General features: G+C 43.7%; 16 protein-coding genes and 1 tRNA gene. 4 read left to right on the top strand and 13 right to left on the bottom strand.

What is annotated here, in order from left to right:
* Window positions 1-9 precede the first annotated feature (9 nt).
* The 5 genes from GB992_RS02085 to GB992_RS02065 form a co-directional block, all read right to left on the bottom strand.
* Window positions 10-819, bottom strand: a complete 810-nt coding sequence (locus tag GB992_RS02085) for a PTS mannose/fructose/sorbose transporter subunit IIC (protein ID WP_161001015.1) — start codon at window positions 817-819, stop codon at window positions 10-12.
* A 30-nt stretch (window positions 820-849) separates the two neighbouring features.
* Complete coding sequence (locus GB992_RS02080) at window positions 850-1,842, bottom strand: PTS sugar transporter subunit IIB (protein ID WP_161001014.1); 993 nt, start codon at window positions 1,840-1,842, stop codon at window positions 850-852.
* Between the two features lie 84 nt (window positions 1,843-1,926).
* Window positions 1,927-2,421: a PTS sugar transporter subunit IIB gene (locus GB992_RS02075; protein WP_161001013.1), complete on the bottom strand. Its 495-nt coding sequence runs from the start codon at window positions 2,419-2,421 to the stop codon at window positions 1,927-1,929.
* The gene (locus GB992_RS02070; RefSeq protein ID WP_161001012.1) at window positions 2,421-2,834 is read right to left on the bottom strand and encodes a PTS sugar transporter subunit IIA; all 414 of its coding nucleotides are present in this window, start codon (window positions 2,832-2,834) and stop codon (window positions 2,421-2,423) included. Before GB992_RS02070 ends, GB992_RS02075 begins: the two co-directional genes overlap by 1 nt.
* 567 nt (window positions 2,835-3,401) lie before the next feature.
* Window positions 3,402-4,085, bottom strand: a complete 684-nt coding sequence (locus tag GB992_RS02065; RefSeq protein ID WP_161001011.1) for a Crp/Fnr family transcriptional regulator — start codon at window positions 4,083-4,085, stop codon at window positions 3,402-3,404.
* Window positions 4,086-4,279: 194 nt separating this feature from the next.
* Here GB992_RS02065 and rpsN point away from each other — a divergent pair, with 194 nt between their 5' ends.
* On the top strand, window positions 4,280-4,549 hold the full coding sequence (gene rpsN / locus GB992_RS02060) for a 30S ribosomal protein S14 (RefSeq protein WP_017262606.1): 270 nt from the start codon (window positions 4,280-4,282) through the stop codon (window positions 4,547-4,549).
* Between the two features lie 99 nt (window positions 4,550-4,648).
* On the opposite strand, the gene GB992_RS02055 is transcribed toward rpsN, so the two are convergent.
* From GB992_RS02055 to GB992_RS02040, 4 genes are all read right to left on the bottom strand, one after another.
* On the bottom strand, window positions 4,649-5,668 hold the full coding sequence (locus GB992_RS02055; RefSeq protein WP_017262605.1) for an LCP family protein: 1,020 nt from the start codon (window positions 5,666-5,668) through the stop codon (window positions 4,649-4,651).
* Window positions 5,669-6,141: 473 nt separating this feature from the next.
* A complete protein-coding gene (locus GB992_RS02050) occupies window positions 6,142-6,882 on the bottom strand; it encodes an SDR family oxidoreductase (RefSeq protein WP_161001010.1) in 741 nt (246 codons plus the stop codon).
* Between the two features lie 60 nt (window positions 6,883-6,942).
* Window positions 6,943-7,374, bottom strand: a complete 432-nt coding sequence (locus tag GB992_RS02045) for an HIT family protein (RefSeq protein ID WP_017262603.1) — start codon at window positions 7,372-7,374, stop codon at window positions 6,943-6,945.
* Between the two features lie 35 nt (window positions 7,375-7,409).
* A complete protein-coding gene (locus tag GB992_RS02040; RefSeq protein WP_161001009.1) occupies window positions 7,410-8,768 on the bottom strand; it encodes an MFS transporter in 1,359 nt (452 codons plus the stop codon).
* 170 nt (window positions 8,769-8,938) lie between these two features.
* Between GB992_RS02040 and GB992_RS02035 the strand changes: the two genes are divergently transcribed.
* The 3 genes from GB992_RS02035 to GB992_RS02025 are packed head-to-tail and all read left to right on the top strand — an operon-like array spanning window position 8,939 to window position 11,562.
* Window positions 8,939-9,847, top strand: a complete 909-nt coding sequence (locus GB992_RS02035; protein WP_161001008.1) for an AraC family transcriptional regulator — start codon at window positions 8,939-8,941, stop codon at window positions 9,845-9,847.
* Between the two features lie 21 nt (window positions 9,848-9,868).
* On the top strand, window positions 9,869-11,098 hold the full coding sequence (locus GB992_RS02030; protein WP_161001007.1) for a multidrug efflux MFS transporter: 1,230 nt from the start codon (window positions 9,869-9,871) through the stop codon (window positions 11,096-11,098).
* 20 nt (window positions 11,099-11,118) lie between these two features.
* On the top strand, window positions 11,119-11,562 hold the full coding sequence (locus GB992_RS02025; RefSeq protein WP_161001006.1) for a pyridoxamine 5'-phosphate oxidase: 444 nt from the start codon (window positions 11,119-11,121) through the stop codon (window positions 11,560-11,562).
* A gap of 91 nt (window positions 11,563-11,653) precedes the next feature.
* Here the strand turns inward: GB992_RS02025 and GB992_RS02020 are convergent.
* The 4 genes from GB992_RS02020 to GB992_RS02005 all read right to left on the bottom strand — a co-directional run bounded on the left by GB992_RS02020 (window position 11,654) and on the right by GB992_RS02005 (window position 14,030).
* A tRNA-Leu gene (locus GB992_RS02020) sits at window positions 11,654-11,738 on the bottom strand.
* Window positions 11,739-11,827: 89 nt separating this feature from the next.
* A complete protein-coding gene (locus GB992_RS02015) occupies window positions 11,828-12,868 on the bottom strand; it encodes an AI-2E family transporter (protein ID WP_161001005.1) in 1,041 nt (346 codons plus the stop codon).
* Window positions 12,869-12,973: 105 nt separating this feature from the next.
* Window positions 12,974-13,459: a SprT family protein gene (locus GB992_RS02010; protein WP_161001004.1), complete on the bottom strand. Its 486-nt coding sequence runs from the start codon at window positions 13,457-13,459 to the stop codon at window positions 12,974-12,976.
* 136 nt (window positions 13,460-13,595) lie between these two features.
* Complete coding sequence (locus GB992_RS02005) at window positions 13,596-14,030, bottom strand: hypothetical protein (protein ID WP_161001003.1); 435 nt, start codon at window positions 14,028-14,030, stop codon at window positions 13,596-13,598.
* Window positions 14,031-14,142 lie beyond the last annotated feature (112 nt).

The raw sequence follows: 14,142 nt of genomic DNA, 5'->3' as shown, positions 1-14,142 counted from the left end.
CCCCTAATTTTAATAGTCGTCCAATATGTCGCCTAACGGATCACCGGTGTTATTGTTGCCACCGCCTCCATTACCGCCATTTGAACCATGTTCATCGAGCTTCAAGTACATCAGAGCCATGGAAAGGCCGATAGTACCAATAGCAATTAGAGTCAGGTCAGTCAATGCAGCAAGTGCAAAACCAATTGCGAAGAAAGGCCAAACTTCGGAAGAAGCCATCATGTTGATAACCATGGCGTACCCAACGGCAACAACCATGCCACCACCAATGGCCATCCCATCTGATAACCACTTAGGCATTGCTTCAAGCAATGCACGCACTTGCGAGGCCGGGATAATCAGCAGTAATGCTGCTGGAATCGCAATTCGCAAACCTTGTAAACAGATACAGATTACTTGCCACATATCAATCGTGCGGTAGTTACCCTTTTCAGCTGCAGCATCCATGATGTGAATGATGGCAACCGTGATGGTACGAACAATCATGGTTAAGAACAAACCAGCAACGGCCAGTGGAATCGCAATCGCGATAGCCGAACTGACACCTGCACGTCCTTGACCACCTTGAACCAAAATAATAGCAGATGCGACTGATGCCAATGCGGCATCGGGTGCAACAGCGGCACCAATGTTCGCCCAACCTAAGGCAATCATTTGAAGGGAACCACCCAAAATAAGTCCGGCTGTCAATTGACCTGTAACCAAACCAATTAACGTACAAGCAATTAAGGGTTGATGAAATTCGAATTCATCCAAGATTCCTTCCATGCCGGCAAAGAATGCAACGATTACAATAAGAATCATTGATATAGCAGACATTTGAAAATCCTCCTATCTATGTGATAAAAATTATGAATTTTGTAGTTCTTTACGAGCCTTTTCGACGATAGCGTCCATGTTGGCTGATGAATCATCCGGCACTTTCCGAACATCGAACTTAATGCCCGCTTGTTTAAGTTTATCGAAGGTCTCAACGTCTTCTTTACCAAGTGACAGAACCTTGCTGACAGCAACTTTGCCAGCTGAGTGAGCCATTGAACCGATATTCAACGTCTTGATATCAACACCACCCTGAATGGCACGTAATGCATCTTCTGGCGTTTCAAACAAAATCAACGCCTTTGTGGCACCAAAACGAGGATCCTTGGCAACCTCAATCATCTTGTCGACTGGGATAACGTTGGCTTTAACACCCGGTGGTGTTGCCTCAACGATCATGTTCTTTCGTAACTTATCCTTGGCAACATTATCTGAAACAACGATAATGCGGTCTGGATTAACAGAACGGGTCCATGCAGTGGCAACTTGCCCGTGAAGCAGACGTGAGTCGACACGTACCAATCCAAACTTAATGTGCCCATCGCCTAAGACTGTTCCTGGCGCAATTGCGGCTTTTGGTTGGTTACTGCCGGCATCAGCCTTGGATGCTTCTTCCTTTGGCTGTAACGACTCTGGCTTGATGCGTACACCATCTTTTGCCGTTTGTAGGATGTGCGCAGCAATTTCATGTGCGTTATCCATTGTCATCCGGGAACCGTAAGCTTCAATGACCATTGGCAAGTTCATGCCGGTCACAATAGCCCACTTATCCTTGTGTTCTTCAAACAGGCTGTTTGCCTGATTAAATGGTGTTCCACCCCAAAGGTCGATCAGAATCAACACTTGATCTTGATCATCAAACGTTGATACTGCTTTTTCGAACTTGGCGTGGACATCATCTGGGCCTTCACTTGGCAGCAAGGTGACCGTTTGCACGTTCTCCTGTTTGCCGAAGATCATTTCACCTGATTGGTAAATACCTTCAGCAAAGCCGCCATGACTGGCTAAGATAATCCCTACCATGTGTGTCCCTCCTAAATTAATAAAATGTGAAGCCATTAATTATTCGCAACATTTAGTTTTAACTAAACGCTACTGGAAATCAAATCAGATGCCTTCCTGCGCCAACAACGCCATTAAATCGCGTTTTTTATCCGTTGGCACCTTTCGTACTTCCAATTCGACGCCCGTATTATGCAATTCGCGGAAAGTTTGTGCATCATCTCCACCAATTGCAACGGCATCCGTCACCATCTTTTTGCCATCCGTAAAGCTCAGGCTACCGATGTTAACGGATTTAATCTCAACGCCGCTTTTAACAACGCGTAGCACATCGCGCGGAGTTTCGAACAACAAGAACGCCTTGACTTGGTCAAACCGTGGGTCCTGATAAACTGAAATCAATTTATCAACCGGAATCACATTAACCTCTACACCAGCTGGTGCAGCTTGCGTGATTAACGTCTTCCTCAAGTTGTCCTTAGCAACGCCGTCTGACACGACCAGGATCCGATCCGGAGAAATTACCTTCGTCCAAACCGTTGCCACCTGACCATGCAATAATCGTGAATCAATTCTTACCAACCGAATGTCCATGCTCATTAGTTGACCTCCTCGTCAGGTGTCGTTAAATCCAAATGTTTAACGCCCGCCTTAGCGATTTCTTCTAAGTGCGGGACCACCTGATCCAATGTTTGGTTGCGAACGGTATACGCCTCAATCAACATTGCCAGATTTAAACCAGTGATTAGACCCATCCGGTCCGTGTGCTCGGCAACGATCCGACTAGCAACATTGAACGGTGATCCACCCCATAAATCTACGAGGAATAACACCTGATCATCATCGTCAAAACTTGTCAGCGTCTGGTCAAACTTCTTTTTCAAGTCATCTGGACCTTCATCTGGCATGAATGTCACGGTAGCCACTTTTTGCTGGTCGCCGAAGATCATCGTGGCCGACTGCTTAATGCCGTCCGCAAAGCTACCATGACTGGCTAAAACAATTGCTAGCATTTCGCGTGCACCTCCCTTCACGACTTAATTAGGAACAACGTCAATTATATGGCACAAGATTGACTTTTTCACTACATACGTATTATAGCTGTTAATTGATTGTCAGTAAAGCGCTTACAATCTTGTTTACAAAAATCCGCTAAAATCATCTTGATATGTACGTGAAAGCTTGTCCCTAATATCTTAAGCACGTGACTAGCATACCGTAGTGAAGCGCTTACATCAAGTACAAATCACCCCCTAAGTGTCCGAAAAGTTTCAAAATGGACTAGACAGGTTGATAGACGGGCATTTTCTGTTTTTAAAAAAATTTTGATTTTTTTGATAAGTTATCTACCTTTTTACGTGAACCCCTTTTAGCGCGTTTAAAAGATGTCGTCTAGTGCTCTCGCTTTCATATTTTCAATTATGAATATTAGTCTTTTGGTGGTCTATTTACAGTACAGAGTGTTGTGTGTTCGTTAATTAAAGAAATTAAAGGAGATAACGCCTTGAATCATCATAAGACGCTACCTCCTTTAGTTTTGTCGCTGTTCTAACTGAAAATCATGCGTACTTCTTCGGAAATCAATCTTGTAATGCCAGTTGATCCGCATCCAAAACTGCAATTTGATTACCGTGACCTTTCTTTAACCAACCGGCAATCTGAAATTCATTTAGCTTGCGACTAATTGTTTCCGGCGTAGTTCCCAAGTATACGGCTATTTCCTTCTTTTGAAGCGGCAATGTGAACATTGTCTGCGCTGGAAAACTTGCAGCCGTTTCGACTAAATAGTCGGCAAGACGACCGCCAATTGAACTCGTGGTCACACTTGTTGCCTTACCCTCTAGTTGACTGATTCGTTTGCCAAATTCATTAAGGATACCAAGTGCTAGTTGCGGTGCCTCTGCCAACAACGCCTGAAAGTCTGAACGCTGGATCGAGCATACCTGAGTTGGCACCAGTGCTTCCGCATAACTTGTCCGTGTAACCGGATTGAAAAGTGCCGCCTCACCGTCGAAATCTCCAGACTGAAGTAAGTATAGTAATTGTTCACGTCCGTTTGTAGCCAGCTGATAAACTTTGGCCTGGCCAGCGGCAATAATGGTCAACTGATTAGCCTCGTCGCCAGCGTTAAACAGTGTCGTGCCCTTTTCATAAACGTGCTCATGGACAATGGCACTCACCTGCTGTAATTCAACTGTTGTCAATTGGTTAAAGATCGGTACCAGTTGAATACAATCATGCGTGCCCAGCTTATGTTCCTGCATCTCAGCACCCCCTTATATACAAAATATTGTAACAGGTAAACCACAAAGTAAACTTGATCCGAATCAAGTATGTAAAATGCTTTGTTTTAGTAAGCATATCTGTTACACTAAATAGTAATCGTTACAGTTCTTGGAAACAAGCATTGTTATCGTCACATTAAGTTAGTCAATTTTAGGAGGAATGAATTCAGTTTATGGCAAAAAAATCTAAGATCATTAAAGAACAACGCATTGAAGCTACAGTTGCGAAGTACGCTGATCAACGTGCTCAAATGAAAGCGGCTCATGACTACGCTGGGCTCGCCACCCTGCCGAAAAATGCTTCACCCGTGCGCATTCACCGTCGTGATAAGATCGATGGTCGTCCGCATGCTTACTTGCGTCAGTTTGGCCTATCGCGGCTCAACTTCCGTCAGCTCGCTTTGCAAGGCAAAATTCCTGGTGTTCGTAAAGCTAGCTGGTAATGCGTTGGTCCAATCTATATAAACAACTTTTAACTAAAAACTGCCAGAGTGACGATTTTACTCATCATTCTGGCAGTTTTGTTTTGTCTTTCTAGCAGTTTATTCATCCGTTTTTGCTGAAAGGTCCAAACTCTTACGGATCTCATTAGTAACCCGTTGCTTCTCGCTTGAACTGACCACTTCAAACGATTGACCATTAATCATCTGACCTTGTCCTTGCATGTGGTCAGTGGTCATGTCTTTAGTAGAAGAACGATAGCTAGATGCAAGTTTAACCAAGTCAGAGCTGGTTAAATCTGTTTGCGACTCATTAGCAATCGAGTTTAAGAAACTAGGATTCAAAACCGTCTGAACAGAAATGGACTTTCTAAACAGTGCTTGAACAACTAACCGTTGACGTGTTTGACGACCATAATCGTTTTGAGGATCATCATAACGCATCCGTGAGAACTTCAAGGCAGTTGAGCCGTTCATGTGGTAGGTTTGACCCTTTACAAAAGAAGCACCTTCATAGTTGAAAGTTAATGGTGATGTAACCGTCACACCACCCACTTCATTAATCGCTTTTTCCAAACCACCCATGTTCAACAGCGCATAGTAGTCGATTGGAATGTTCAACAGATTTTGAACCGTCTTAATGGTTGTCCCAACGCCACCGTATGAGTAGGCAGCGTTGATCTTAGCCGGTGAATCCTGAGGATAACCAGCAATATCTGTCATCGTGTCACGAGGTAAGCTGACAAGCAGCATCTTCTTAGTCCGTGGGTTGATGGTAGCAATCATGATCGTGTCGGTACGACCTTTATCAGTTCGTCCCAAAGCACCGGTATCAGTTCCCAGGAACATAATTGAAATTGGCTTCTTACTCTTTAGCACTGACTGTGTGTCACGTGCCTTAGTAATTCCGGCCGATTTATAAGCTTTGTTGCTGGCTGAATTGATGTTGTGATAAGCCATTGCCCCAAAACCGACAATTGCTAACACTAAGACAATGACAATGCCCCAGAACCAGCGCCAAGGGTGAAAACGGCGACGACCATTGCCACCCTTTTTACCACTCGTTGGTTGTTCATTATGGCGTTGCATTCTTGATGGTTCTTGATTTGGTTCGTTATCCATATTCGGGTCCCCCAAGGAATTAATTCTTCCTAATTACTCACGCCTACAGATTGTAAACCAAGTTTGTCCACAAGGCGAGAAATAACGGCAAACATTTACCGTTTATACCGTGATTTTAATTTTTTCTTATGAACACTTGCATACTTAGTTGCGCAAACGCACTTTCATTAGTCGTACTATTCAAGCGCTTAGGTTTAGACATTGGCTGCCGTTACGCTGACCAGAAACGCTAATAGTATAAAGTATTCGATTATTTACAAAAGATCGTTGGACATTAAATGACATCTACATGAAATTAGCAACTATACAAGCTGGAGCGTGTCAAGGTTGACAACCGTAAGCGTCATCCAACGCCATTTAAATCATAAAATGTCATATTATGCCTAGCAAACAAAAATCCCATCATCTTAGCAATTAATACCGGGATGATGGGATTTATTAATTAGTCAGTTTAACCGAAAGCAAAAACTAAATTAGTTTTCTTGAACAGTTGGCCGTAACAGAATTTCATCGATACCAACATTTTCAGGTTGGTCAATGGCATAAAGTACTGCGTTTGCCAAATCTTCTGGGTCCAAGCCGATTTCTTCTTCACGAGCACGGGCCTTCTTTTGCAATTCAGGGTCACCAACAGTCTTCCATAGTGACGTATTAACGTTACCTGGTGATACGATGGTGGAACGAATCATGTTAGGACCTTCCTCTTGACGGAGAGCATCCATGATGGCACGAAGCGCAAACTTAGTACCTGAGTAGATGGCAGCATTAGGGTTAATAACATGGCCGGCGTTTGAGTCGGTTGCGATGAAGTGGCCGAAGCCTTGTTCCTTCATGATTGGTAATGCAGCAGCAATACCGTACAGAACACCCATAACGTTGATTTGGAAAGCTTGTTCCCAATCTTCCACCTTCAAATCACGTAAGGCAGAGTTTGGCATAACACCTGCGTTGTTGTACATAACATCGATCTTGCCATACTTGTCGTGAGCAGCCTTAACAAAGTCAGCAACGGAGTTCTTGTCCGTAACATCGACAGTCTTGTAAGCTGCTTCGCCACCATCTGCGGTGATTTCTTCAACTTGTTGTTTCAGCAAGTCTTCACGCCGGGCACCGATGAATAACTTGGCACCATGTGCAGCTAACTTCTTAGCAGTTGCAGCACCAATACCTGATGAAGCACCTGCGATAACAACAACTTTACCTTTAACAGTCATAACTTAATACGCTCCTTTTTTAAATGTGTGCTAAGCCCGTTCCCAGGCGTCGGCATCACTCTATAGGTTTTCCTTAATCTTGTTGATAATGTCTTCGTATTCTGAATCGGTCAACTTCTTAGGGTTTTCAGGGTTGTTAACAAAGGCATCGTTCCAATCACTGTCGCCAGGCTTCTTTGGCACAACGTGAACGTGCAAGTGAGAAACCGTGTCGCCATAAGTTCCGTAGTTGATCTTACCTGGGTTAACGGCCTTTTCAACAGCTTCAGCAGCGTGTGCAACGTCATCATAAAATTCATGACGTTCAACATCTGTCAACTGGAATGGTTCGTCAACGTGCCAGTTCAAAACAACCGCAACACGGCCAAGGTGTGTTTGGTCACGTGCTAAGTAAACTGTAGCAACATGCAATGATTCGATTTCAATGTAGTTTGCGTCAAGCTTTTCAGTATGGGCACAATACATACAATCTTTTTGGAAACGTTCAACCATGATAAAAACCTCTCTTTATTTAAATTATTTGATCACTAGTTAATTGGGTGATTCTGTGTTTCTGCATCTGCCGTGACTTCTTCATCCGTAGCCTTTGCAGTTTGAGTCGCACTCTTACTTGAGTGCAAACTGAGAACGATCAGTCCGGTAATAATCAATGCACCGGCTAAGAAGTACATCCCCACCGTTGTGCTACCAGTGGCACTCTTTAACCAACCAATTGCGTATGGTCCGAAGAAACCACCAAAGTTACCAACAGCGTTCACGATTCCTAAACCAACGGCAGCAATCCGAGGATCAACCGTCGTCGTAATTGCCCAGTAAGGACCGGAGTAAGCATAAACCCCAATGGCAGACAGGCAAATGAAACCAACGGACATAACAGGAACAGATGTGGTTAATGCAGCGCCGATAAATCCAAGGCCACCAAGCAAAGCACCACCGGCAGTATGCCAGATTCGTTCACCACTACGGTCAGACCACTGACCGTTGATAACCAATGCAACTGCACCAAGCAGGTAAGGAATCGCACTAATCAAACCAACTTGCATCGTGGTTAAGCTACTTGATAAGGACTTAACCATTTGAGGCATCCAGAACGTAATCCCGTACAAACCGATACAATAGAAGAAGTTAATTCCAGTCATCTTCCAAATCTTGCCGTCTTTGAAGGCGTCAACAAATGGTGCCTTAATGACTTTCTTTTCACTTTCTTGCTTAACATCGTCGGCAAGTGCTTTCTCCAACCAACTCTTTTCATCGGTGGTTAACCACTTGGCGGTATCTGGTTTGTCGGCCAAGAAGAAGACGGTGTAAACACCCATCAAAATGGCAGGAATCCCAATGATAATGAATAACCAACGCCAACCTTCAAGGTTTAATGCCATGTGAACCTGAGTAATAATCCATGTTGCAATTGGTGCACCAATTGAGTTTGCAACTGGCGGTGCAACCATGAATGCTGCGATAGCCCGTGCACGATCTTTACTGCGAATCCAATACGTAATGTAAAGGGTCATGCCTGGGAACAAACCAGCTTCGGAAACACCGAGTAAGAACCGTAGCACAATCAGCATTGGTACATTGGCAACAAACCCAGTTACCAAAGTAACAGTGCCCCAGAAAACCAAGATAAATGCCATCCAACGACGAGCACCAATCTTTTCAAGCATCATGTTACCGGGAATCCCAAACAGGAAGTAGCCGATGAAGAAGATTCCGGCGATGAAACCGTATGTGGTTGCAGTCAAACCTAAATCTTTATCCATCCCCCCGATAGAAGCATACGTGATACTACTTCGATCCAGAAAGGCAATAAAGTAAATGATAAAAAGGTATGGTAGTATATGCCATGTTACCTTTTTAAGAGCGCTTTGCTTAGCCTCTGTCATCATTAACACATCCTTATGCATGTAATTTTTATGGTTTGTGAAAACTTTTCCATGAAGTTGCTAGCTATCCTTCGCTTTCATGATTCATTATAATAGAGCTTAAGCGCTTACATTTTGCCTTAATTTGCTCGATTTATGGAATTTATCACACTAAAATGATTGGGAGAGAACTCATGTCAGAAGTTCGTGATCTACAGCTCAAAGTCCTATGGCTCAGTGGCCGCCTGTATCACCGTCATGAAACTGTTGAACCACATCAGCATGATTTTGCTCAGGTTCAATTGGTTCTCAGCGGGCAGGAGTATACTGATCTAACACAGTCTAACGGGGACGATTCGGTTTCGGTAAGTGTGTTTGCAAACCAACTTGTCTTTATTCCGCCATACACAACACACTCATTTCACTTCGAACACGAAACAGTTGTTCTCGACGTTAAGTTTGACCTTCAGGCCGACATTGCTGGATTAATTGAAAAAAACGCCAGCCAACATATTTTCGATGTTGAAGACGTTTCTCCCTTTTATGCACTTTTAAACGAAGCCATTCCAGCGGAACAAAAACGATTTCCTGCTGCCGCTTTGCAACTAGATGTCGATTTCAAACAACTCTTACTGTCAACAATTTTCAAACAGCAACCGACGGAGTCCAGCACGCATAACTTAGACCGCCTCATTGACATCAACACTGATTTTCCGCTATTGAAGTATCTGCAAGCACATTATGCAGAACCCATTCAATTGCCGGAGCTGGCCGCCCACTTTAACTACAGCAAGAATTACCTTATCCGGATCTGCAAACGAGAAACTGGTCTCACGCCAATGAATCTATTGCAGCACATCCGTTTGAAACACGCCCAAAATTACTTAGAATACACAGATTTAAGCGTAAACGATATTGCTATTAAGATCGGCCTGGATGCCAACTACCTCACCAAATCTTTCACCAAAACAATTGGTACCCACCCCATTGCATATCGTAAACAGAGCCGTCAAGAACATGAACGTAATATTACATTGATGAATACGTTCAACCGGCAGTCACAGCCGCAAATCAAAAACACAATTCAACATCCAATGGATTAATAAATAAGGAGGCGGTTTTATTTGAAGAATCAAAATGGATGGCGCCGCAATTTAGCCGTTCTCTGGCTAGGCACTTTTATTGCCGGTATGGGATTTAGCGAAATTATGCCATTTTTATCACTGTACGTTGATCAGCTTGGCACGTTTACAAAGGGGCAGCTAACCATCTACAGTGGCGTTACATATGCAGTTACTTTTTTTGTCATTGCAGTTGTTTCACCGCTATGGGGACAACTCGCTGACCGTAAAGGACGAAAACTGATGCTTCTGCGATCGAGCGCAGGGATGGCCGTTGTTATCGCCTTAATGGGTTTTGTCCATAATATTTGGATGTTGATTCTGCTACGTTTCCTGCAAGGCCTTTGTGCCGGATACATTCCCAACGCAAGTGCGCTGATTGCCACGGAAACACCAAAATCGAAAAGCGGTAGTGCACTGGGCATTCTAACCACTGGTTATGTCAGCGGTAACTTAATTGGACCAATTCTCGGTGGCACACTGGCCGCAATTTTTTCTATTCGAATGACCTTCTTCATTACCGGTTTTTTACTCGCGGTCGTTTTCTTTCTTAGTTTATTTTTGGTACATGAACACTTCACACCAATTCCGCGAGCTAAGATGCAATCCACTAAGGAAGTGTTTGCCTCATTTAAGTCTGCCAGGGCGATTGTAATCCTGTTAATTTCTACCATGCTTATTCAAATGGGCAATAATTCAATCACACCGATTCTTAGTTTGTACGTTCGCGAATTAATGTCGCACACTGCTAACCTAACGATTGTTGCTGGTATCATTGCGGCGCTGCCCGGTATATCAACTTTAGTGTCGGCACCACAACTTGGTCGGCTTGGTGATCGCATTGGCACGGAAAAAGTGCTCATGGGTGGATTCATTTTTGCTGTCCTTATGTACTTCCCTCAAGGATTTGTCAGCACCGTTGGCATGCTCGGTGTTCTGCGATTTATGATTGGAATTTCAGATGGCGCGTTATTTCCCACCGTTCAAACTTTGTTGGTCAAGAACTCACCTGTTAACGTGACTGGGCGAGTATTTAGTTGGAATCAATCATTTCAGGCACTTGGCAGTATGCTTGGTTCACTGCTTGGTGGATTTGTTTCAAACTTATTTGATTACCGTGGTGTCTTTATTTTCACCGCCATCGCGCTTGCAGCGGATTTCTTACTTGTCTACATCGGTATTCCATCCACCCGTTTTCATTTCCACACATCAAATTCGGAAAGTTCAAACTAGTTTCTTAAAGGAGTTTAATTATGGATAAACAAGACATTGAACTACTGCAGCAGGTTTATGCAACAGCAGACAAACTCGCACTAAGTACATCATTAAATGATACTGCTGACGTTAAAGTGATTAATTTTGTCTGGTATGCCGATCAGCCAGATACATTATATTTTTCATCCGTTCGTGGCAGTAATGCATTAGCAATTTACGCAAAACACGCAGATGCAGCCCTGATTACCATTCCTCACGAAAGTGAAACGACAAATCCCTTTGTCCGCGCGCATCACGTTACCATCACCCCATCTGAAAAAACGATGGCTGATGACTTACTTCCCCGCTACTTAGAGTTGGTACCTAATTACCAGCACGTATGGGATGCCATTGGACCACAACTAGTTGCTTATGAAATTAAACTTCACGATGTTCACGTGGATGCCGGTTTGGGCCAACGAAAAATTAATCTCAGTTTTTAAAAGTCATCCACGACAAAAAAAGATCCTCGTAGTGAAATCATCACTACGAGGATCTTTTTAGATTAGTCAGCCTAGTTAACCAATCTGATTATGCGGCCACCGAGACTTGAACTCGGATGATCGAAGGGATCACAAGATCCTTAATCTTGCGCGTCTGCCAATTCCGCCATGGCCGCATCAACGAAAATAATTCTACCAGACATTCGCAGACTTGGCAATTACTCTTTGACATTCTCTCCGCATATTTCCGTTTAGCACCTATTTATCACCACGAAGCTGCTTGCATGATTGGCCCATCATTTGGCTGGGGATGAACGCCAAAGAGATCGAGGAAGAATGCCACAGTTGGCAACCCAACAATCAGTCCCCAAACACCGAATATCTCTTCACTCACAATCAAAGTCATGAATGTCACAAAAATCGGTAAATCGGTGGCAGTGGCCATAAGACGTGGGTGCAAGAAATAAGATTCAAAGAAGTGAATCACAATAACTAAGATAATCACTTCCACGACCCGCCAGATACCGCCGCTCGCAAACGCGATCAACGTTAATGGCACCATCGAAATGAGCACCCCAGCAACAGGCACCAATCCAAGGATAAAGACAATTACGGCTAACACCATTAAACTTGGCATCTTTAGGAAAAATAAGCCAATGGTCATCAAAACCGTGTTAATTGAACAAATAATTAATTGCGTATCCACAACCGTTCCCAAAATAGTAACAAACTTGCGAACTAAGAAATAAACATTGGTGAAGAACTTTTTAAAACGGCTGTGTAAAAACGCATCCCCAAATCGCTTCATCCGACCGTAAGACGCGGTAAAAATCAAGCTCAAGAAAATGGCAACCCCCACGTGCGAGAAGGCTGTGCCGACACTTTCCAGTCCACGTAGCCCCGTTTCCAAAGCCGTTTGTCCGTGTTTCATAATTTCACTACTGTTGAGTGCTTTATTCACCCACGTGTCTAATTGCTTATCCCAAACTGGATGATCATTGATCGCTTTCATAATCAAATGAGGGATGCCGGAAAACTGGCTAGCCAAAGAGGGTGCCGCGTAGGAGATAGCTAGGACAACTAAGCCAATTACCACCACATACACAATCAAAGTCGCCAGCACCTGACCAATGGGCAACCATTGTCGTAAACGAGCCGTCACTTTTAATGCTAAGAAAGAAAAAATCGTAATTAGCAAAATAATGGAGAGAAAGTGGCGAAAACAAAACAACACAAAGATCAAAAACGCCAAGGTTAAATAAAGTTGAACGTCCTCTTTCTTAAGCCACTGATAAATTCGTTCCATACCCTACCCCCACATTCATCGATACAGCTATCATAGCGTATTCTGCCATACAGTGTACAATAGCCATTACGACATTCGAATTCTACAGACGAGTTTCACGGTTTCTTAAGATTCTTGAGTATAAGCTTCTGCCAAATTCAACCGACCACCACAAATTCCACATGCAAATCGCCGTGTATTGATTCGACGACGCCTCGTGTATCGTTGACCGCATTTTACACATTCATAAATATAGATGTGCCGTGATTGTGAGCGAACTGTCTGTCCTTGTCGATGTTTAGGTGCCGGTGCAAAACGACTGCCACCCACCTGTGCCAGCAAGGTTCGAAATTCCCGACTGCGATGATTAAATGGCAATCCTGCCATCGACAAGTGATAGTGAACCAGCTCGTGCTTAATCACCCCTTCAAGGGTGTCTTCACCGAAATCAGTTAACATTTTCGGATTTATATCAATATGATGATCCCGAAGATGGTAGCGACCACCCGTTGTTTGCAGCCGCGAGTTGAACACGGCCTGATGTTTAAACGGTTTGCCAAACTCCCGCGTGGAAATTTGCATGACCAACCGTTGTAACTCATCATTTGTCATTCATTTTCCTCCACAATTTCATTACCCAATGAAAAACCACTCATCCCGATGTTCAGAATGAGCGGTTCCTTTCTGTTAACGCTAAGCACTACATTCTATACCTTTACATACGTAAAAGAATCTAAATGTAACGACACTAAGCGTTAGTTGCCATGATTGTCTGAATGAGACGAATAATTCGATCCATGGCTTCATTTTGGTCAGTTTCTGCCTGGGCAAACTTTTTCGTGTCGACCGTGTGCTCCTTGACATTCAAACTGTCCGTCATCGTCTGGCAGGCATTAGCATAAGTGTCATAGGCATGCTTAAGTGTCTGATGCTTTCCCATGAAACGCGCTGGTGCTTGTAACTTTTTCAATTTATCATTGTAGCTCAGATAACGATCCGTACCATCCTGAAATTCTGACTGAATATCAGCAAAGTCAGCATCACTAAGGTCTGCCAACTTATCGGCATCCATCGCTGTTTTTAACTTCGTGTAGTAAGGTTCCAAATCTTTTTGGACATCTTCCGTATCCGCAATCGTTCTGGACAATGTCTGCCCGTACACCATCATTAAGTTCTTTTTCACAATAATCTCCTTGTCCGTTATTGCTCGGGAATTACCGAGCTTCGGCACCACTCTTCTAAACGTGCACCTGTCGCTCAATTCCCTGTGCATAACCCAAAGCTGCCTGCCCACA

The sequence above is a fragment of the Furfurilactobacillus milii genome, from assembly GCF_009863985.1.
Taxonomy (GTDB): domain Bacteria; phylum Bacillota; class Bacilli; order Lactobacillales; family Lactobacillaceae; genus Furfurilactobacillus; species Furfurilactobacillus milii_A.
Note: the sequence above shows the minus strand (reverse complement) of the source record. Positions and strands in the feature narration are given on the sequence as shown.